The sequence below is a fragment of the Aeromonas sp. FDAARGOS 1418 genome, assembly GCF_019048585.1.
Lineage (GTDB): Bacteria > Pseudomonadota > Gammaproteobacteria > Enterobacterales > Aeromonadaceae > Aeromonas > Aeromonas caviae.
The window spans coordinates 17,501-36,578 of the sequence record NZ_CP077387.1; the positions used below are offsets into that span (position 1 = coordinate 17,501).

Genomic DNA, 19,078 nt, shown 5'->3' on the forward strand with positions numbered 1-19,078 from the left:
CGTCATCAGGCTGCTCTGAGCCAGCTCCTGTCTGTTCCCGACGACATAACCGATACATGCCCCCACGGCCAGCACCACCAATAACTTCACGATTTGGGACATAAGGCCTCTTCTATATGCCGACATCAACACAGCCGGTTTCTTTTCACTATACGCGACCATGCCGGATTGATACGGATAAACAAAGAGTTAACCGGTCGCGATGCTGCTTTCACCCCGGTTTTGACGCGCAGCAAGCCGTAAAGTTCGCTCCAGGATCTGGGAATAGATAGGGCGCCCCCCCAACCATTGCGCCACCAGGGTTGCCCCTATGGTGGTGATCATCATGGGCAGGATCAGCTGATAGTTGTCGGTCATCTCGGTCACCAGCACGATGCCGGTAATGGGGGCACGCACGGTGGCGGCGAAGAGCGCCCCCATGCCGGCGATGGCAAAGGCGCCTGGTTCGATGCCGAGATCGGGAAATGCAGAGTGGAACAGGTGACCAAAGATCACCCCGAACAGGGTGCCCAGCGCCAGGGTCGGCGCAAAGACACCACCAGGGGCCCCCGAGCAAAAGCAGATGAGGGTACCCACCAGTCGCACCGAGAAGATGATGAAGAGCGTCGCCATCGCATAGTCTCCCCCCGTCAGATGCGGGATGAGCTCGATTCCCCCTCCAGTGACCGAAGGGGCGAACAGCGACAGCATGCCAAAGGTTCCAGCCACCACCATGCCGATGATGACGAAGCGGTGGCGCTTGTTCTGATGCAATGCCAGGTAACCATCCTGACAGGCGAGCACCAGCTTGTTGAAGACGAACCCCAGCACACCAAAGCAGCCCCCCATGAAAAGAAACAGCCAGAGCGCCTTCAAGGCCGGAGCGTCGTAGTGAGGCAGCATGATGACGGGGGATTGCCCTTTCATGTTCTGCAGCATCAGGGTCGCCATGACGGCCGAAATCCCGACCGCCTTGATGGCGAGGAAGGAGTAGCGAAATTGCGGTCGCATCTCTTCCATGACAAACAGTATCCCTGCCAGCGGGGCATTGAAGGCCGCAGCGAGACCACCCGCCGCACCGGCAGCCAGCAGGGCATGGCCATGCTCCTTGGGCAACCGGAAGATATCCGCCACCATCTTGCCGAGGTTACCCCCTATCTGCACCGAGGGCCCCTCCCGCCCCAGCACCATGCCGGAACTCAGGGTACAGACCCCGCCAAAAAACTTCACCGGCAACACCCGCCACCAGCGTACCGGGCGCAGGTCGTCCATGGCCCCTTCAATTTCCGGGATACCGGATCCCCCCGCCTCGGGGGCAAAGGCATGAGTGAGGAAATAGCCAACCAACCCCAGCAGGGCGCTGAAACCAAAGCCGAGCAGGCCAAGCTGCCACCAGGGGCGATCGGCCAGCAAGTCGACACGCTGCTGGGCCAGCCAGTGAACGCAAGACTCGAACAATCCGCACACCAGGCCTGCCAGCAGGCCGACCAGGGCCGCCAACAGAAGCACCAGCAGCGGCATCTTGTCCCGCCGTATCAGGCGCTGCAAGACTGGAGGACGACGCAGCGAGGCCGCGTCGGCGGAAGGAATGGCTTGTTGCTCCATGGATAATCACGCTCATCTAACGAGGACCAGACACACCTCGGCCTCGGCTGCCCAGCTCTGGGCCTTTCTGCTATAGTCGGCCCGTTTCATGTATCACGGGCGAGAGTCCGGGGCGAGAGCGCAAAGCATACTCCTCCCGCCATCCCCTGCCGAGCCGCAATCGGCAGCCTGCGCCCGGGTAACGACCAAAATCCCATTAAGGATGATCCATGTCAAAATCAGATCAGCTGTTTGAACAGGCCCGCCAGACCATTCCCGGTGGCGTCAACTCACCGGTCCGCGCCTTCAACGGGGTCGGCGGCACACCCCGCTTCATCGATCACGCCGATGGCGCCTACCTCTATGACGTGGACGGCCAGGCCTATGTGGATTACATCGGTTCCTGGGGCCCCATGCTGCTGGGCCACAACCACCCGGCCATCAAGGCCGCCGTCATCAAGGCAGTGGAAAAAGGGCTGAGCTACGGTGCCCCGACCGAGATCGAAGTGCTGATGGCCGAGAAAGTGCGCCAGATCGTGCCCTCCATGGAGCAGGTACGGATGGTCAACTCCGGCACCGAGGCGACCATGAGCGCCATCCGGCTGGCCCGCGGCTACACCGGTCGCGACAAGATCGTCAAGTTTGAAGGCTGCTACCACGGCCATGCCGACTCCCTGCTGGTCAAGGCCGGCTCCGGCGCCCTCACCCTGGGTCAGCCCAACAGCCCGGGCGTACCGGCCGATTTCGCCAAACACACGCTCACCTGTGTCTTTAACGATCTGGATTCGGTGCGCGAAGCCTTTACCCAGTACGGCAGCGAGATCGCCTGTATCATCGTCGAGCCGGTCGCTGGCAACATGAACTGCATCCCGCCGGTGCCCGCCTTCCTGGAAGGGCTGCGCGCCATTTGTGACGAGTTCGGCGCCCTGCTGATCCTGGATGAGGTGATGACCGGCTTTCGCGTCTCCCTGCGTGGTGCCCAGGGCCACTACAACATCGACCCGGATCTCACCACCCTCGGCAAGATCATCGGTGCTGGCATGCCGGTGGGCGCCTTCGGCGGCAAGAAGAAGGTGATGCAGCACATAGCCCCGACCGGCCCCGTCTATCAGGCTGGTACCCTCTCCGGCAACCCGGTGGCCATGGCCGCCGGCCTCACCATGCTGGATCTGCTGCTGGAGCCGGGCCTCTATGAGCAGCTGAGCGCCAAGACCGCCCGTGTCGCCGAAGGGCTGAAAGCGGCCGCCGCCAGGCACGGCATCCCGCTTGCCATCAACTACGTGGGCGGCATGTTCGGCTTCTTCTTCACCGACGAGACCGAGATCACCCGCTACGAGCAGGTGACCCGCTGCGACATGGAACGCTTCAAGCGCTTCTATCATCTGATGCTGGAAGAGGGTATCTATCTGGCACCGAGCGCCTACGAGGCGGGCTTCCTGTCGCTGGCCCACGGCGACAAGGAGATTGAACACACCCTGGCGGCCGCCGAGCGCAGCTTCGCCAAGCTGGCTGGCTGACAAGCCGCAAGATGTGCAGAGGGCCCCGATGGGGCCCTTTTTTGTTTGCCCGCCCCGACAAGGCACCATAGTAGTGCATCCTTAAGTCCCTCACCGGAGCCTTGCCACCTGCTGGTGCGCCGCGCCGTACACGGGCTGTCATAAATCGGGCCCACAATTTGCAGGCCCCTGCTCAGGAGCCCATTGGACCGAGGTGTATATGGCAGAGATGAGCCCCATCGATGTGCTGCGGCGCTATCAGGAGTACGAAACCGAGCTGGCCCCCCTGCTGCTGGGGCTGCTCACCCTCCCCGAGGCGTCTCTCAAGACCTATGCCTTCGTCGAGGAGGTGAAGAGCCTGGCCCCCCAGCTCAGGCCTGCCATACTGGCGCCCGTTCCGGCGGCCCAGGGGCAACTGCGCCTGCTGGTGCAGGGCCATGGCCGGGAGCTGGAGATCAACCTGCACCAGCTGATCGCCTGGCTGATGGGGGACAGGGAGCGGCGGCGCGCCATTCCCTGGTTCAGGGCCGTCTACGTCGTCCTGAGTCTGGCCCTGTTTCTCATCGTCGGCACCCTCATCTGGCACGGGCTGGAACAGCTCTATCTGCTCCTGTGCGGCACCCAGCAGAACCGACTGGGGGCCTTCAGCGCCATCATCTTCCTCACGCTCGCCCTGGCGGTGTTCGATCTCGGCAAGACCATCCTCGAAGAGGAGGTGTTGCTGCATAAGGACATCTTCCGCCACAGCGCCATCCGGCGCACCATTACCCGCTTTATCGCCGCCATCCTGATCGCGGTCTCCATCGAGGGGTTGTTGCTGCTGTTCAAGGGATCCCTCGGCCAGAGCGAACTGCTCTGGCCTGCGGTGGGGGTGATGGGGTGCGCCGTGGGGTTGCTGCTGGCGCTGGGGCTCTATGTGTTTCTCGGTGCCAGGGCGGAAGCCGCGCTGGTCGCCTCCAGCCAGCAGACCGCCCACCCGGAGGGGGCTGCCAGAGGCATCAGAAGACGCACCAGGACCGGGCGAGCGGGATGACATACCAACGTGGGGCGCCCGTGCAGGCGGGCCTCGCCGACGCCAGCTAGCTCGTCGCCTCTGCCAGCGCGGGCGCTGGCTGTCGCCGCGCCGCCCGCCAGGAGGCGTACATGGTCCAGGAGGTATAGATGACGATGAAGGCCACCAGCCATTTGAGCATCTCCATCTCCATGGATTTGACCAGCATGGCCGCCAGCACCACGCCGATGGGGCCGAAGATGGCCACCGCCAGCACGGCCCGCGCATCGAAAGCCCCCTTGCGAATGAAGGTCCCCGCCGAGAAGACGCTGAGCACGGCGGTGGATCCCATCATGATGGGGAAGGCCACCAGCGGGTTCATGCCGAGCAGATAGACCAGGGTCATGCAGGGGGCGAACAGGCCGATACCGACGTTCATCAGGGCTCCGAACAGGAAGTTGCCGGCAAGGGCGATCCCCAGCTTGTAACCGCTCAGCCCCATGGCCTCACCACCGAGGGGGAAGAGCCCAAGCAGACCGGCAAAGATGAGACCGGCGACCACCAGCAGGGAGACCGCCATGACCAGCCGGATGGTCTGGCGATCAAAGGAAGCCACGTAACGGGCGCCCCAGGCCGCACCGGCCGCCGCTGCCGCCATCATGCTGATGAGGGTGACGGGATCCACGTTGACCACGCCGATGAAGATGAGAGCCTGGGTCACGGTCGGCAGCACGCACTGGCCGTTGAGGGTACCGGGCAGCACCCGATCATCGATCAGCCTGAACTGCTTGTAGCAGGCGGTCTTCACCGCAAAGCTCCCCACCCCCAGGGTATCGAGAAAATTGGCCACAAAACCGATGGCCGCCACCGGCCAGAAAGGGGTGGCTTCGAGCTGGCCATGACGCCGTTTGTGCCACCAGGCACGGACCAGCATAAAGAGAAAGACCAGGGCACAACCGATAAACAAGAGACGCAGAAAAGTGACAAGCATGGGGAGACCTCCAACAACGGGCGGCGATTCTAAGGCAGCGGAGGGAAAAAATCCTGGCCAGGATCATGAGACGACGGGTGCAAACGTTTGGCCGCGACTATTTTGGCTGGCAGAATCCGAATGGGGCTATCCATACTGGTTGGGAGGGCGACAGCCCGGGCTCATCGGGCGTAGTCCTGGTCATTTCGCGACGACCACAGCACCGGTGAGGCGTAAACGAAAGAAGGCGGGGTGACCCGCCTTCTTTTTTCATTCTCCGTCAGGCAATCCAGCGTGGCAGCCGGGGAGCCAGGCGGTCGATCAGGCGATCCGACACGGGAGTGAGCAACAGCAGCGGCAGGCAGATCAGGGAGAGGCAAAGAGCGCCCACATAGACGTCCGTCATCCAGTGCGCACCCGCCAGGATACGGGGCGCTGAAAACAGGGGCACCATCACCACCGCAACCACCCAGGCCCAGCGCGGCAGATAGCGCAGGGCAAAACCGGCGAAGATCATCAGGAAGAGGGCGTGATCACCGGGAAAGCTGTCACCAGCGGAGTCCTTGGTGGGAATCGCACTGATCTCGGTCAGGCGCAGTGCCCCGTCCACCATCAGGGTGGGGCTGGGACGGCTGACCGGCAACAGATGCCCGAGCTGATTGATCACCAGGGCCCCCAGCAGCATCACGACCCCCATGGCCACCAGACGACGGCGCTCCTGCCCGTCGGCACGGAAGAAGCAACTGGCGAGGATCCCGCCCATGCAGGCCAGCGCGGCCAGATCGAACAGGCGGTTGTTGGTGATGGCCACCAGATCGGCCCAACGGGGGGAGTGGCCAATCCAGCCATTGACCAGCTGGAAGAGGGCGAGATCCCACCCATCCCAGGGGCCGTGCTCAGGCAGGGCGCCCCAACTGAAGGCGATGAGGCCCCCGGCCAGATAGAAAGGAATGAACTTGCTCATGCCGACGTGTCCTTCGAAAAACGCTCATTCTAGGCCAGCCGCAAGATGACTTGCATCACAAAAGTGTAAGAATTCGTGTAACAAAGGTATTCCATCGGCTCTTCTTTTGGCGCCGCCGACCAGGTGGGCAAGCGCGCCCCCTCCTTGGCTCTCCCACCGGTTGCGGCTAGTATGGGCGCTCCCTTCGTTCAGGATGATGATGATGCGCAGCTACCTTCGCATGATGTTGTTTGCCCTCGGTTTGCTGGCAGGTGTACAGATCCCCGGGCTGGTCGATCTCTACTTCCAGCGGCTGGATGCCCGGCTGCAGCAGGCCGGTCTGGCGCTGGCCCCCTTCCAGCGCACGGCGGACCAGCACTTCAATGGCGATCTGCAGGCGCTGGTCGCCCATTACGGTGCCAGCCAGGATCCCGTCTTCACCCAGGATGCCACCAGCCTCCAGCAACTGGTGAACCAGCAGCAGCACCTTCAGGGGGAGATCGCCGTGCGGGAGAGCCCCTGGTACCAGCAGCTCTCCCACCTGTTGCTGCGCGCCGATCCCGCCCTCTGGCAGGATACCCTGCACAACTACGGCTATGTGGTCCCCCTCAAACAGGCCGCCATTTTCTGCGGCGTGGCGGCGGGTCTGCTGGCCTCCCTGGCGGGGGATCTGCTGCTCGACCTCCTGCTGCTGCCATTTCGCTCCCGCCAGCGCGTCCCCCGTCACGGCCTGCGCTGATCCCCTCTCACTGCCAACCGGGGGGCCCGCCCCGGTTGGCGGCTACTCGAAGGGTTCGAGATAGGCTTCTATGGCCTTCTTCAGCCAGGCCAGCACCTTGCCGTGATGGGCGTTCTCCGACAGATAGACTCCGTAATCACGCCACTGCAGGCTGAACTTGTGCTTCAGGGTCAGCAGTTCCCCCTGGCGCAGCTGGCTCTGGATAAGGGGTGAAGGCAGCACCGCCCAGCCCAGACCATCCAGCACCGCATCCCGCATCAGTTCGAAACTCGACAACCCGATATGCTGCCCCCCGATGGGCAGCAGGCTCTTGACCGAAAACGCGTCCACATAGGAGAGAGTGACCTGGGTGTGATCGGTCAGATCCTGCTGCAACACCCGCTTCAGCCCAGCCAGCGGGTGGCTTGGCGCGACCACCATCAGGGTGCGGATCGGGTTGAGCACGTCGATGCAAAGACCGCTGCGCTCCTGTTCCTCGGTGATGAGGCCGAAGGCGGCATCCACGAACCCCTCTTCCACCAGGGCCGGCAGCTCCGGCGGTGAGGCCAGCACCAGGGAGATGCTGGTGCCCGGAAACTGGCGACGCAAGGCCCCCAGCATCTCGCGCCATACCACCTCGGGAATGGCGTCGTCCCGGGCTACCCGCAGCGCCACCTCGGCACCGGAGGCATAGTGCTCGCACTTGAGCTTCAGGCTGTTGGCGGCCTGCAACAGCCGCCGACAGTCGTCCAGCACTTGCTCGCCGATTTCGGTCAGTCGGCTCTGGTTCGCCCCTCGTTCGAAAAGTTCGACGCCAAGCTCCACTTCCAGGGTTGCTATCGCCGAGCTCACGGCGCTGCGACTCTTGCCAAGTCGTCTGGCGGCATTGGCTATCGAACCACTGTCTGCTGTTTCTACAAAGAGTTGTATCTGATTTAGCTTCATGACTTCAAACTGGCGGCAGATTATTCCATCACCACCTTATCCCCTGGCCCGCCCCCAAGGCAAACTAGCAGCGACAGCTTTCTCGACGCTCAGCGATAACCTTGCCCGTTTCGGGTGCCGTTATCCTCTCATCGTCGCAGCAACAGAAGGAAACTGCATGTCATCCCGTCCCCTGCTTTTGGCCCGCCTCTTCCTGACGGGGGCCATCCTGACCGAGGTCGCCGGCACCTCCTCCATGGCCCTGATCCCAAAGAGCGAGAGCGGCTGGATCCACTATCTGCCGATGTGGCTCCTCATCACCCTCTCCTACCTGCTGCTCGCCAAGGCCGCCAGGACAATCTCCATTGGTATCGCGTTTGCGCTGTGGGAAGGGTTGGGGATCGCCCTCATCACCGCCGTCTCCGTCCTGTTCCTCGGCTACGAGCTGAGCATCCAGGAGTGGATCGGACTGACGCTGGCCATAGTGGGGATTGTCATGGTGACCCTGGGCGAGACCCATGATGTACCAGCCCCCACCCGCCAGAGGAGGGAAGCACCATGCACCCGTTGATCATCGTACTGGGCGCCGCCCTGCTGGATATCGGCGCCAACATGGCGATCAACCGCTCCGTCGGTTTTCGTGACAAGGGGTGGGGCGTCCTCGGCATTCTGCTGGTGCTCTGTGCCTTCACTCTGCTCAGCGAGGCGGTCAGTACCGGCAAGATCGATCTGGCCGTGGCCTATGCCACCTGGGGCGCCATCGGCATCCTGGGCACCGCCCTCGGGGGCCTGCTGCTGTTCGGCGAGCGCCTCAGACCCGTCGGCTGGCTCGGCATGATGGTGATGGCGGTGGCGGTCGCCCTGCTGACCACAGCATGATCCCCTCTCCAACCCCATGAAAAAAGCCGCCCTGTTCCCAGGGCGGCCTTTTCATGGTCAAACCGATCATCCAGATTGCAACAGGCAGCCTAACGCGCTGCCTCGTACAGCTCCAGCGGCAGGCCGTCGGGGTCGGCGAAGAAGGTAAAGCGCTTGCCGGTCAGCTCGTCCACCCGCACCGGCTCCACTTCCACCCCGTGCTGCTCCAGGTGGGCGATGACCCGGTCGAGATCCGCCACCCGAAACGCCAGGTGGCGCAACCCGCACGCCTCCGGCCTGGAGGGGCGGGGGGGCGGCGCCGGGAAGCTGAACAGCTCCAGCTGGCTGCCGTCCGGCAGCGCCAGATCCAGCTTCCACGACTGGCGCTCTGCCCGCAGGGTCTCGGCAATGATGGGCAACCCCAGCACCTGGTGATAGAAGTGGCGCGAGCGCGGATAGTCGCTGGCGATGATGGCCACGTGATGGATGGCCTCAAACAGAGGATGGGTCATGGCAATCCTTGCAAAACGGGCAGCCTGCGCTGCCCGTCTTCGTCAGTTGAAGAAACCGTTGAACCAGTTGTCCAGGGCATTCGCCGGGTCCGAGACCGGGCTGGCACAGCTCATGGGCTCGGCCAGACCGGCCAGCTTGGCCGGCACCTGGAGACTGCCGGGACAATCGCTGGCCACCCGGGCACCGCTCGAGCGGGAGAAGTTGGCCCAGCTCACCCCTTCGGGCATCTTCAGCCCCAGGCTGTTGACCCCTCGCTGGCTCATGTAGCCGCTGAACAGCTGCAAGGCGCCACTGGCACCGGTCAGCCCGGCCGGTGTGTTGTCGTCACGGCCGACCCAGACGCTTACCAGCTCGTTGTTGTCCATCCCGGCAAACCAGGAGTCACGCAGCTCGTTGGTGGTACCGGTCTTGGCGGCCATGGTGGCCCCGGGGAACTTGGCACCGAGCGCCCGGGCCGTCCCCTGGCTCACCGTCTTGGTCATGGCGAACAGGGTCAGCCAGCTTGCCTGGGGATCCGTCACTCGCTTGGCCGCTTCGTCATGCTGGTAGAGCTGGCGCCCCTCGCCATTCACCACGGCCCGGATGGCCGACAGGGGCTGGGTCAACCCCTGGTTGGCAATGGGCAGGTACATCTGGTTCACCTCCATGGGCGAGAGCGCCACCGCCCCCAGCACCAGGGACGGATAGGGCTGGATCTCCTGCTGCACCCCCAGCTTGTGCAGGGTGTCCACCACCTTGTCCAGGCCTATCTGCATCCCGAGGTTGACGGTCGGCACGTTGAGGGAGCTGGCAAGCGCCTCCATCAGGGGCACGCTCTGGCGGAACTTGCGGTCGTAGTTCTGCGGCGTCCAGATCTGGCCATCCTGGCCGCGAATCCGGATCGGCTGATCTTTAAGCGGCGTGCCCAGGGTCAGGCCGTTGGAGAGGCCGGTCAGGTAGACCGCCGGTTTGACCAGGGAGCCAATCTGACGGCGGGCATCCAGCGCCCGGTTGAAGCCGGCGTAGCGGGGATCCCGTCCCCCCACCATGGCGACCACCTCGCCCTTGTGCCAGTCGGAGACCACCATGGCCGCCTCCAGCTTCTTCTTGCCACGCTGCTTCTCGATGGTGGCCAGACCCGACTCCACCGCCTGCTCGGCGGCGTGCTGGGCGATGGGATCCAGACTGGTGAAGATCTTGAGGCCGGACTGCTTGAGCAGATCCGGGCCGAAGCGGTTCTGGATCTCCCGCTTGAGCAGCCCCATGAAGGCCGGGGTACGGCCATAGCTCATCTGGCCGCGGGCGATGATGCCAAGGGGCTGCTTGCTGGCCAGGTCATACTCGGCCTGGGTCAGGCTGCCGTGATCCGCCAGCAGTTTCAGCACCAGATCCCGGCGCGCCTTGGCCCGGTCCGGGAATCGCCAGGGATCGTAATAGGAGGGGCCCTTCACCATGCCCACCAGCAGGGCCACCTGATCGATGTCCAGCTCGTTGACCGGAATGCCGAAGTAGAAGTAGGAGGCGAGCCCGAAACCGTAGACCCCCTGGGAGAAGTTCTGCCCCAGATAGACCTCGTTGAGGTAGGCCTCCAGGATCTCGTCCTTGCTGTAGCGGTAGTCGATGAGCACCGCCATGTAGGCTTCCTGCAGTTTGCGCCACAGGCTGCGCTCACGGGTCAGGAAGAAGTTCTTGGCGAGCTGCTGGGTGAGCGTACTGCCCCCCTGCACGGTGCGACCCGCCAGCAGGTTGGCTGCCATGGCGCGCATGATGGCCACCGGCGAGACGCCGCCGTGCTGGTAGAAGTCCCTGTCTTCCGTGGTGAGCAGCGTCACCAGCAGGCTGTCCGGCACCTCGGAGAGGCGTACCAGCAGGCGGTCTTCCCGATCCTCGGTGTTGAGGCGATCGAGCAGCACCGGGTCCATCTGGGCATAGCCGAGCTGGCGCTGGTTCTCCAGGGACTGGATCCCCTCGAGGCGCGCCCCGTTGAAGGTGAGACGCAGGCCACGGGCGCCGTCGGCACCGTCGTGGAACTCGAACGGCCGGCGCACCAGCTCGATGCGGTTGCCGCTCACCGCGTACTCACCCGGGGTATGGGGCTGACGCACCTGCTTGTAGCTCAGCATGTTGAGCTCGCGCAGCATCTGGGTCTGGGAGAGCCGCTGGCTGGGATAGAGCTCCAGCGGGCGGCTGTAGACCATCACCGGCAACTGCCACTTCTCCCCGTCGAAGCGCTCGCGCACCTTGGTGTCGAGATAGATGCCAAACACCACCATGAAGGCCGCCACCACCAGAGAGAGCTTGAAGCCCAGCCAGAACAGGGTGCGCCAGATGGTGCGTTTGGGCGCCGCCTTCTTGGGCGTGCGCTTGCGTCGTTGGGTTGCCATAAATCCTCTTGTCGTTCTCCTCGCCATCCCGCTGATGCGAGCGGCCTGCGATGCCTGTTGTGGAGGGGACTGTGCCACCGCCATCTTGTTCTGATCGTACCGACCGATCACTGCCCCGTCGGCTACTCCTGCAATCCCATCTTTTTCTTGGTCACCCGGGTCGGCATCGCCTCCAGCGGGTTGTCCGGCCAGTAGTGACGGGGGTAGCGCCCCTTCATCTCTTTTTTCACCTGCTCATAGGATCCCGCCCAGAAGGCGGCGAGATCCGCGGTGATCTGCAAGGGGCGCTGGGCCGGGGAGAGCAGCTCCACCACCAGGGGCACCCGGCCATCGGCCACGCATGGGGTGGCGCCCAGCCCGAACATCTCCTGGATGCGCACCGGGATCGCTGGCGCCTGACCCGGCTGGTAGCGGATCCGCACCCGGCTGCCGGTCGGTGCGGTGAAGTGGCTCGGCAGCGCCTCGTCCAGCCGCCTTGGCAAAGGCCAGGGCAGAGACTGGCGCAGGATGTCGCTCATGTCGAGCCGCTTCAACTGCTCCAGCCGGGTCATGCCGCTCACCGCCGGCAGCAGCCACTGCTCGAGGTCGGCCAGCAGGCTCTCCTCATCCATGGCGGGCCAGGCTTCGTCGGGCAGCCAGTCGCGGGCGCAGCGCAAGCGGGCCAGCAGCCCCTCGCTGCTCTCGTCCCAGGGCAGCACGTGCAGCCCCTTGCGCCGGATGCCTTGCAGCAGGCAGCGCCCCTTCTGTTCATCGGAGAGATCCGTCAACGGCCGCTGGCCGAGCACCAGCTCGCCGAGCACCTGCTGGCGCTCCGCCCGCACCCGTTCCTCCCGATCGTCCCAGTCGAACCACTGGCGCTCGCCGACCAGCTCGGGCAGCTGGCGCACCAACTCATCCAGCGCCACCGGCTCGGCGATGAAGATGCGGCTGCCGCGCTCGTTCTGACCCATTTCGACGGCCACGATGGCCCCCTGCCCCTGGCAGGGATGCCCTTCTACCAGATCGCAGCTCACCCCGCCACTGAGCTGATAGCGGCTGCCACTGCGCAGCTTGCCGATGCGATCGGGCCAGGCGAGGGCGCACAGCAACCCCAGCCATTGACCCTGCGGGCTGCTTGCCCGCACGCCGAGCCGCTCGAACCAGCGGGCCGCCCCCTGGCGCAGGGCGCCCTGACGGCGGTGGAACAGCACGGACAGGCGCTCCGATCCTCGCAGATCTTCTTCCAGCAGCGCCACCAGGAAAGCCGCATCGGCGACAATCCCTGTCAGACCCTCGGATTCCAGCTCCCGGGCCCGCAGCAACATGCGGGCGAGGCGGGGATGGGTGCCGAAGGCCGCCATGGCACGGCCTGCCGGGGTAAGTTGTTGCTCACCCTCCGGGGCCATGGCGCCCAGGGCCACCAGCAACCGCCGGGCGCTGGCCACGGCGGCAGGGGGCGGCATGTCCAGCAGGGGCAGCGCCTCCACCCGGGCCCCCCACTGGGCGGCGTCCATCAGCAGGCCGGTGAGCTCTTGCGTCAGGATGTCGGGGGGACTCTGCTCGGCGAGGCGCTCCTGCACCTCGCTGCTCCAGAGCCGGTAGCAGACGCCGGGGCCAAGCCGCCCTGCCCGCCCCGCCCGCTGGGTGGCGGAGGCTTTGGCGATGGGCCGGGTCTCCAGCCGGGTAACGCCGCTCTTGATATCGAAGGTGGCGCGCCGCTCCAGCCCGCTGTCGATGACCACGGAGATCCCCTCGATGGTGAGGGAGGTCTCCGCCACGTTGGTGGTGAGCACCAGCTTGCGACGACCCGCAGGCGCAGGCTCGATGGCCGCTTGCTGGGCCGCGAGGTCAAGACGGCCATAGAGGGGAGCCAGGGTCACATCCCCTGGCAACCGCCCTTCCAGCCACTGTGCCAGCCGCTCTATCTCCCCCTGTCCCGGCAGGAACACCAGGGCACTGCCAGCCTGACTGGCGAGCGCCTCCAGCACCACGGCGCCGACCTGGGGCTCCAGCCACTGCTGGCGATTGGCGGGGCGATAGTGGTACTCGATGGGAAAGCCGCGCCCCTCGGAGCGCACCACGGGGGCACCTGGCAGCAGGCGCTCCAGGGCCATGCCATCCAGGGTGGCGGACATCACCAGCAGCTTGAGATCATCGCGCAACCCCTGCTGGCTTTCGATGGCGAAGGCCAGCGCGGTATCGGCGTGCAGGCTGCGCTCGTGGAACTCGTCAAAGATGACGAGCGACACGCCGGTGAGCTCAGGATCCTGCTGCAGCATCCGGGTCAGCACCCCCTCGGTCACGATCTCGAGCCGGGTCTGGCTGCTGGTGCGGCTCTCCCCGCGCACACGCAGGCCGATGCGCTCGCCCACCTTCTCCCCCAGCTGACGCGCGAGGAAGCTCGCGATGTTGCGCGCCGCAAGGCGCCTGGGCTCCAGCATGATGATGCGCCCGGGCAGCCGGTGCTGGCGCACCAGCTCCAGGGGCAGCAGGGTCGATTTGCCCGCGCCGGGGGGTGCCTGCAGGATCACGCTGGTATGGTTGTCGAGGGCTGCAAAGAGTTCGGGCAACACCGGGACGATGGGGAGGGAAGACAAAGCGATGGGCACCTTCTGTGACACTCCTGAAAAGGGGTCCATTCTGCCACAGCCTCCCGGCCATCGTAAGCGCCCCTGCCGGGCAGGGGCAGGAAGCGTCAGGTGCAACACGGCAAGACATCCCGGGAGCGGCTGCCATAGAATGGCCCTTATCCGATGCCCATCACGAGGACCGACACGCCGCATGCCCAAACTCTTCTTTGCCCTGCCACTGCCAGAGCTTGCCCCCGAGCTTGCGACCTGGCGAGACCAGCGCCCCTGGCCCGGCCAGCCGGTGCCCGAGAGCAACCTGCACCTGACCCTGGCCTTTCTCGGGGAGGCCGACGAAACGACCCAGGCTCGCCTGATCGCGGCCGCCGAGCGACAGCACTGCCCCCCTTTCACCGTCCATCTGGATCAGACCGGCTGGTTTCAGCGCGCCAAAGCCGCCTGGGTGGGGCCCGGTGAGTGGCCGAACGAGCTGACCGTGCTCGCGAGGGCACTGCGCCGCCACGGTGAAAAACTCGGGCTGGGCAACGGCGAGCAGGGCTATCGCCCCCACGTCACCCTGTCGCGCAAGGCGGGTGAGGCCCCCGACGAGCTGCCTGCGCCGGATTTTCTGCTCAGGGCCGATCGCTTCTGCCTCTATCAATCCGTCAGCACGCCGGACGGCGTCCACTACGAACCGCTCGCCTGCTGGCCCCTGCGGGCCCGCGTCAAAAACCCGCACCGCGAGGAGCTCACCCCATGATCTTCGATCCCCCCCTGCAGTCCGGACAGCTGATCTCCCGCTACAAGCGCTTCCTGACGGATGTCGCGCTCGACAACGGCGAGGTGATCACCATCCACTGCGCCAATACCGGTGCCATGACCGGCTGCGCCCTGCCGGGCACCCGGGTCTGGTACTCCACATCCGACAACCCCAAGCGCAAGCTGCCAAACAGTTGGGAAATCGCCGAGAGCCCGGCGGGTCACTTCATCTGCGTCAACACGGCCCGTGCCAACCAGATCGCCCGGGAGCTCATCGAACAGGGCGCCCTCGCCCCCCTGGCAGGCTATGCCAGGCTGCGCACCGAAGTGAAATACGGGGAAGAGAACAGCCGCATCGACCTGTTGCTGGAAGATGACCACAGACCGGATTGTTACATCGAGGTGAAATCCGTCACCCTGCTCGACGAGCGGGAGCAACCCGGCATGGGGTACTTCCCCGATGCGGTCACCACCCGCGGCGCCAAGCACTTGCGTGAATTGATGGCCATGAAGGCGGCAGGGCACCGGGCCGTGCTGCTGTTCATGGTATTGCACTCCGGCATCGCGAGAATGCGCCCTGCAGCCCATATCGATCCGCACTATAGTCAGCTTGTTGAACAGGCGATGGCGGCAGGGGTTGAAATTTTATGCTATCGCCCCCATGTTGGGGTGCAGGGCATGGTGGCTCAGGATTTTATCCCATTTGAATCTGACCATATGCTACCCGAGGGCAGAGAATAAATGCAGAAGTGGGTAACATTATTGATAAGGCTTGTTTGCCTCCCGTTGACCCTTCTGCTATAGATGTCGCCCTCAATTTATGGATGGCACGGGTAGCGTGCTGAATTAGGAGACAGGGCATGCCAACAGGCGAAAACAGGAAATCTCTGGGCCCCCTGGCCATTGCGGGTGTAGAGCCTTACCAGATGAAAGCCGGTGAGGAGTACATGAATGACCAACAGAAGGTACATTTTCGCAAGATCCTGGGAGCCTGGCGCAACCAACTGATGCAGGAAGTTGACCGCACCGTCGACCACATGAAGGATGAGGCTGCCAACTTCCCGGATCCCGTGGATCGCGCCGCGCAAGAAGAAGAGTTTGCTCTCGAACTGCGCACCCGCGACCGTGAACGCAAGCTGATCAAGAAGATCGAGAAAACCTTGCTGCTGCTCGAAGAAGATGACTTCGGTTACTGCGAGCATTGCGGCATCGAGATCGGCATCCGCCGTCTGGAAGCCCGTCCGACCGCAGACCTCTGCGTGGACTGCAAGACGCTGGCCGAGATCAAGGAAAAACAGATGGCTGGCTGATGCCGCCCATCCACAGAAACGAAAAGGGAGCCCAGGCTCCCTTTTTTATTGAGCTTTTGGTCGGGCCGTCCCAGAATGCAGCCTCAATGCATCGCCTACCCGAATTGCCATGGTCATGACATCCCCCCCCTCCCGACGCCCCTATGTGGGCCGCTTCGCCCCCTCGCCGTCCGGTCCGCTCCACTTCGGATCCCTGGTCGCCGCCCTTGGCAGCTTCTTGCAGGCCAGGGCACAGCAGGGCCGCTGGCTAGTGCGCATCGAAGACATCGACCCCCCGCGGGAGATGCCGGGAGCGGCTGACCTTATCCTCACCACCCTGGAGGCACACGGTCTTGGCTGGGATGGGGAGGTGATGTTCCAAAGCGCGCGCCATGGCCGCTATGACGAGATCATCGATCAGCTCTATCGGGCCGGGGATCTCTACTGGTGCCGCTGTACCCGGCGCGAAATCATGGCCGCAGGGGGATTCTACAACGGTCATTGCCGCGCCCTGGGGCTGACCGCCGAGGGGTGTGCCGCCCGTTTGCGCCAGCACCACCCGGTCTATCGGTTCGAGGATGCGCTGCAGGGAGAGATCACCGTCCCTGCGGCGCTGGCGGAGGAGGACTTCATCGTGCGCCGCCGGGACGGGCTCTACGCCTACAACCTGGCGGTGGTGGTGGATGACATGGACAGCGGCATCACCGAGATCGTCCGCGGCGCCGATCTGCTGGAACCCACGGTGCGCCAGATTGCCCTCTACCAGACTCTGGGGGCAGAGGTGCCCACCTGGGTGCACTTGCCGCTGGCGGTGCAAGCGGATGGCAACAAGCTCTCCAAGCAGAACCATGCGCCGGCGCTGTCGCAGGACGAGGTACGGCCGGCCCTGTGGCAGGCGCTGCACTTTCTCGGTCAGTACCCGCCGCCCGAGTTGATGGCGAGCCGGATCGACGAGATCATCGGCTGGGGCATCGCCCACTGGCAGCTGGTCCGGGTGCCCCGCCAGCAGAAGATCCCGCAAGGGCAAAGCTAGCCCCGGCTGCATTTCTTGCCCCAAAAGGACCAATCAAGGGGAAGCAGGCCACACCGTTTCTCATTTGGTTGGGGCTGAGCTATGATAGGCCGCTATTTTTTTGGCCTCCCGTCAATTTGAAGTCATAACGAGGTGTACCATTTTTTCCCAGATCGCAAATTTTTGCCGCAAAGTGCTCGGCAAGGAAGACGGCGAGCAGTCGGTGGAGTCCCCCATTCCGGCCCGTGTCGCCGGACAGCGCCGAACCTTGAGCCGTGACCAGCACCCGATTTCGCGCAAAGAGATCAGCGAGAATGCCCTCAAGGTGCTCTATCGCCTGAACAAGGGGGGCTATGAAGCCTACCTGGTCGGCGGCGGCGTCCGTGACCTGCTGCTCGGGAAGACCCCCAAGGATTTCGACATCGCTACCGACGCGACGCCGGAACAGATCAAGGCGCTGTTCAGCAACTGCCGCCTCATCGGCCGCCGTTTCCGCCTGGCCCACATCGTCTTTGGTCGTGACGTGATCGAAGTGGCCACCTTCCGGGGTCACCACCATCAGGTCAATACCAGCAAGCATGTGTCGGCCCAGTCCGATGAAGGCATGCTGCTGCGGGACAACGTCTACGGCACCATCGAAGAGGATGCCGAGCGTCGCGACTTTACCGTCAACGCCCTCTACTACAGCGCCAAGGATTTCACCCTGCACGATTTCGAGGGCGGGCTGGAAGATCTGGCCGCGCGCAGGCTGGAGCTCATCGGCGACCCCGAGACCCGCTACCGGGAAGATCCGGTGCGCATGCTGCGCGCCGTGCGCTTCGCCGCCAAGCTGGACATGACCATCAGCCCGCGCACCGCCGCGCCCATCCGGGAGCTGGCCCCGCTGCTGCAGGACATCCCGGCCGCCCGCCTGTTCGAGGAGACCCTCAAGCTGTTCCTGGCGGGGGACGGTCTGGCCACCTACAAGCTGCTGCGGGAATACGGGCTGTTCCAGCCGCTGTTCCCCCAGGTAGCCGCCCTGTTCACGCCCCACGGCAACTCGCCCTACGAGCAGTTCATCGAGCAGGCGCTGATGGACACCGATACCCGGGTCCGTGAAGAGAAGCGCGTCACCCCCGCCTTCCTCTACGCCACCCTGCTGTGGGGCGCCGTTGAGGCCCGCGGCCGCGTGCTGGAAAACGAGAGCGGTCTGCCCTGGTACGATGCCTTCATGCTGGCCATCAACGAGGTGCTGGACAACCAGGTGCGGATCATCGCCGTGCCGCGCCGATTCACCACGGACGTGCGCGACATCTGGGCCCTGCAACAGCGCCTGACCCGCCGCCAGGGCAAACACCCCGAGCGCGCCATGGAGCACCCGAAATTCCGTGCGGCCTTCGACTTCCTGTTGCTGCGCAACCAGGTCGAGCGCGGCCTCGGCGAGCTGGCGAGCTGGTGGGAGCGCTATGTGGCCTCCAACCCGGACGTGCGCCCGCAACTGCAACGGGAGGCGACCCGCCGCCCGGCGAGCGGCGAGCGCGCCGACTCCCGCAGCGGTGATGGCGAGAAGCGCAGCGGCAATGGCCGCAACCGCCGTCGCCCCCGTCGCCGCAAGCCGAAGTCGGCAGAGTAAGGATCCGCCGATGATCGAGGTCTTCGTCGCCATCGGCTCCAACCTGGCCGACCCCCTCGGCCAGGCTCGTCGCGCCATCGCCGCGCTGGCGACCCTGCCCGAGTCCGAGCTGCTGCAGACCTCCCACCTTTACGGCAGCCGCCCCATGGGCCCTGCGGATCAGCCGGACTACGTCAATGCCGTGGCGCGCCTTGCCACCCGCCTCAGCCCTCTGGCGCTGCTGGACGAACTGCAGCGCATCGAGCAGGCACAGGGGCGAGTGCGCAAGGATGAGCGCTGGGGCCCCCGGACCCTGGATCTCGATCTGCTGCTGTACGGCGACGAAGTCATCCGGCATGAGCGCCTGACGGTGCCTCACTATGGCATGAAGGAGCGGGAGTTCGTCCTGCTGCCCCTTGCCGAGATAGCCCCCTCCCTGGTGCTGCCCTGCGGCACCCCGCTCACCGAACTGGTTGCCCGCTGCCCGCGCAATGGACTCGCGATCCTGGCCGGTGCAGCAGGCGAGTAGAGAAGAGTAGGAA

19 protein-coding genes (1 of these 19 only partly in view) are annotated in these 19,078 nt (G+C 64.6%); 11 read left to right on the top strand and 8 right to left on the bottom strand.

Translation table 11 applies throughout. From position 1 onward, the window contains the following. A protein-coding gene (locus I6L48_RS00085) for a DUF6776 family protein (RefSeq protein ID WP_113068933.1) crosses the window boundary here: on the bottom strand, positions 1-102 show its 5' end (the start). 591 nt of this gene lie to the left of the window's left edge; the window shows 102 of its 693 coding nt (coding positions 1-102); its start codon is at positions 100-102; the stop codon falls past the left edge of the window. 87 nt (positions 103-189) lie between these two features. Continuing rightward, positions 190-1,584: a H(+)/Cl(-) exchange transporter ClcA gene (gene clcA / locus I6L48_RS00090; RefSeq protein ID WP_045521911.1), complete on the bottom strand. Its 1,395-nt coding sequence runs from the start codon at positions 1,582-1,584 to the stop codon at positions 190-192. A 209-nt stretch (positions 1,585-1,793) separates the two neighbouring features. On the opposite strand from clcA, the gene hemL reads away from it, so the two are divergent. Together hemL and I6L48_RS00100 are read left to right on the top strand one after the other, a co-directional pair. Then, positions 1,794-3,080, top strand: coding sequence for a glutamate-1-semialdehyde 2,1-aminomutase (gene hemL, locus I6L48_RS00095; RefSeq protein WP_216987666.1), 1,287 nt, complete (start codon positions 1,794-1,796; stop codon positions 3,078-3,080). Positions 3,081-3,279: 199 nt separating this feature from the next. After that, complete coding sequence (locus I6L48_RS00100) at positions 3,280-4,092, top strand: hypothetical protein (RefSeq protein ID WP_113068934.1); 813 nt, start codon at positions 3,280-3,282, stop codon at positions 4,090-4,092. Between the two features lie 46 nt (positions 4,093-4,138). Here I6L48_RS00100 and I6L48_RS00105 read toward each other — a convergent pair whose 3' ends face one another. Both I6L48_RS00105 and I6L48_RS00110 read right to left on the bottom strand, forming a co-directional pair. After that, positions 4,139-5,041 (bottom strand): sulfite exporter TauE/SafE family protein, encoded by a 903-nt coding sequence (locus I6L48_RS00105; RefSeq protein WP_042878447.1) that lies wholly within the window; start codon positions 5,039-5,041, stop codon positions 4,139-4,141. Positions 5,042-5,300: 259 nt separating this feature from the next. Next, on the bottom strand, positions 5,301-5,984 hold the full coding sequence (locus tag I6L48_RS00110) for a phosphatase PAP2 family protein (protein WP_113068935.1): 684 nt from the start codon (positions 5,982-5,984) through the stop codon (positions 5,301-5,303). Between the two features lie 202 nt (positions 5,985-6,186). Here I6L48_RS00110 and I6L48_RS00115 point away from each other — a divergent pair, with 202 nt between their 5' ends. Next, positions 6,187-6,702 (top strand): DUF2937 family protein, encoded by a 516-nt coding sequence (locus tag I6L48_RS00115; RefSeq protein WP_216987667.1) that lies wholly within the window; start codon positions 6,187-6,189, stop codon positions 6,700-6,702. Positions 6,703-6,744: 42 nt separating this feature from the next. On the opposite strand, the gene I6L48_RS00120 is transcribed toward I6L48_RS00115, so the two are convergent. Then, entirely contained in the window at positions 6,745-7,626 is an 882-nt protein-coding gene (locus I6L48_RS00120) for a LysR family transcriptional regulator (RefSeq protein WP_113068936.1), read from the bottom strand. Between the two features lie 157 nt (positions 7,627-7,783). Here I6L48_RS00120 and I6L48_RS00125 point away from each other — a divergent pair, with 157 nt between their 5' ends. After that, positions 7,784-8,176, top strand: coding sequence for a multidrug efflux SMR transporter (locus I6L48_RS00125; RefSeq protein WP_216987668.1), 393 nt, complete (start codon positions 7,784-7,786; stop codon positions 8,174-8,176). Then, a complete protein-coding gene (locus tag I6L48_RS00130) occupies positions 8,164-8,484 on the top strand; it encodes an SMR family transporter (RefSeq protein WP_010675564.1) in 321 nt (106 codons plus the stop codon). The genes I6L48_RS00125 and I6L48_RS00130 overlap by 13 nt, the downstream gene beginning before the upstream one ends. A gap of 89 nt (positions 8,485-8,573) precedes the next feature. Here the strand turns inward: I6L48_RS00130 and I6L48_RS00135 are convergent, their stop codons facing one another. The 3 genes from I6L48_RS00135 to hrpB form a co-directional block, all read right to left on the bottom strand. Continuing rightward, on the bottom strand, positions 8,574-8,975 hold the full coding sequence (locus I6L48_RS00135; RefSeq protein ID WP_010675565.1) for a VOC family protein: 402 nt from the start codon (positions 8,973-8,975) through the stop codon (positions 8,574-8,576). Positions 8,976-9,017: 42 nt separating this feature from the next. After that, the gene (gene mrcB, locus I6L48_RS00140) at positions 9,018-11,339 is read right to left on the bottom strand and encodes a penicillin-binding protein 1B (RefSeq protein WP_010675566.1); all 2,322 of its coding nucleotides are present in this window, start codon (positions 11,337-11,339) and stop codon (positions 9,018-9,020) included. 122 nt (positions 11,340-11,461) lie between these two features. Beyond that, positions 11,462-13,915 carry an ATP-dependent helicase HrpB gene (gene hrpB / locus I6L48_RS00145; RefSeq protein WP_048208334.1) on the bottom strand — a complete coding sequence of 818 codons (2,454 nt, stop codon included), beginning with the start codon at positions 13,913-13,915 and terminating at the stop codon, positions 11,462-11,464. 184 nt (positions 13,916-14,099) lie between these two features. On the opposite strand from hrpB, the gene thpR reads away from it, so the two are divergent. The 6 genes from thpR (at position 14,100) to folK (ending at position 19,065) form a co-directional block, all read left to right on the top strand. Then, positions 14,100-14,645 carry an RNA 2',3'-cyclic phosphodiesterase gene (gene thpR, locus I6L48_RS00150; protein WP_113068937.1) on the top strand — a complete coding sequence of 182 codons (546 nt, stop codon included), beginning with the start codon at positions 14,100-14,102 and terminating at the stop codon, positions 14,643-14,645. Further along, complete coding sequence (gene sfsA, locus I6L48_RS00155) at positions 14,642-15,385, top strand: DNA/RNA nuclease SfsA (RefSeq protein ID WP_010675569.1); 744 nt, start codon at positions 14,642-14,644, stop codon at positions 15,383-15,385. Before thpR ends, sfsA begins: the two co-directional genes overlap by 4 nt. 119 nt (positions 15,386-15,504) lie before the next feature. Beyond that, positions 15,505-15,954, top strand: a complete 450-nt coding sequence (dksA, locus tag I6L48_RS00160) for an RNA polymerase-binding protein DksA (protein WP_029314801.1) — start codon at positions 15,505-15,507, stop codon at positions 15,952-15,954. Between the two features lie 109 nt (positions 15,955-16,063). Further along, positions 16,064-16,966: a tRNA glutamyl-Q(34) synthetase GluQRS gene (gluQRS, locus tag I6L48_RS00165; protein WP_113068938.1), complete on the top strand. Its 903-nt coding sequence runs from the start codon at positions 16,064-16,066 to the stop codon at positions 16,964-16,966. Between the two features lie 100 nt (positions 16,967-17,066). Beyond that, on the top strand, positions 17,067-18,557 hold the full coding sequence (pcnB, locus tag I6L48_RS00170) for a polynucleotide adenylyltransferase PcnB (protein ID WP_113068939.1): 1,491 nt from the start codon (positions 17,067-17,069) through the stop codon (positions 18,555-18,557). Between the two features lie 10 nt (positions 18,558-18,567). Beyond that, positions 18,568-19,065, top strand: coding sequence for a 2-amino-4-hydroxy-6-hydroxymethyldihydropteridine diphosphokinase (gene folK, locus I6L48_RS00175; RefSeq protein ID WP_039040848.1), 498 nt, complete (start codon positions 18,568-18,570; stop codon positions 19,063-19,065). Positions 19,066-19,078: the final 13 nt, after the last annotated feature.

Excerpts from the sequence above, each read along its gene's own strand:
- dksA (WP_029314801.1), top strand. The coding sequence starts at position 15,505 with ATGCCAACAGGCGAAAACAGGAAATCTCTGGGCCCCCTGGCCATTGCG.
- I6L48_RS00105 (WP_042878447.1), bottom strand. The coding sequence starts at position 5,041 with ATGCTTGTCACTTTTCTGCGTCTCTTGTTTATCGGTTGTGCCCTGGTC.
- I6L48_RS00110 (WP_113068935.1), bottom strand. The coding sequence starts at position 5,984 with ATGAGCAAGTTCATTCCTTTCTATCTGGCCGGGGGCCTCATCGCCTTC.
- folK (WP_039040848.1), top strand. The coding sequence starts at position 18,568 with ATGATCGAGGTCTTCGTCGCCATCGGCTCCAACCTGGCCGACCCCCTC.
- clcA (WP_045521911.1), bottom strand. The coding sequence starts at position 1,584 with ATGGAGCAACAAGCCATTCCTTCCGCCGACGCGGCCTCGCTGCGTCGT.
- I6L48_RS00130 (WP_010675564.1), top strand. The coding sequence starts at position 8,164 with ATGCACCCGTTGATCATCGTACTGGGCGCCGCCCTGCTGGATATCGGC.
- gluQRS (WP_113068938.1), top strand. The coding sequence starts at position 16,064 with ATGGTCATGACATCCCCCCCCTCCCGACGCCCCTATGTGGGCCGCTTC.
- thpR (WP_113068937.1), top strand. The coding sequence starts at position 14,100 with ATGCCCAAACTCTTCTTTGCCCTGCCACTGCCAGAGCTTGCCCCCGAG.
- I6L48_RS00135 (WP_010675565.1), bottom strand. The coding sequence starts at position 8,975 with ATGACCCATCCTCTGTTTGAGGCCATCCATCACGTGGCCATCATCGCC.
- I6L48_RS00100 (WP_113068934.1), top strand. The coding sequence starts at position 3,280 with ATGGCAGAGATGAGCCCCATCGATGTGCTGCGGCGCTATCAGGAGTAC.
- I6L48_RS00115 (WP_216987667.1), top strand. The coding sequence starts at position 6,187 with ATGCGCAGCTACCTTCGCATGATGTTGTTTGCCCTCGGTTTGCTGGCA.
- sfsA (WP_010675569.1), top strand. The coding sequence starts at position 14,642 with ATGATCTTCGATCCCCCCCTGCAGTCCGGACAGCTGATCTCCCGCTAC.
- hemL (WP_216987666.1), top strand. The coding sequence starts at position 1,794 with ATGTCAAAATCAGATCAGCTGTTTGAACAGGCCCGCCAGACCATTCCC.
- I6L48_RS00125 (WP_216987668.1), top strand. The coding sequence starts at position 7,784 with ATGTCATCCCGTCCCCTGCTTTTGGCCCGCCTCTTCCTGACGGGGGCC.
- I6L48_RS00120 (WP_113068936.1), bottom strand. The coding sequence starts at position 7,626 with ATGAAGCTAAATCAGATACAACTCTTTGTAGAAACAGCAGACAGTGGT.
- mrcB (WP_010675566.1), bottom strand. The coding sequence starts at position 11,339 with ATGGCAACCCAACGACGCAAGCGCACGCCCAAGAAGGCGGCGCCCAAA.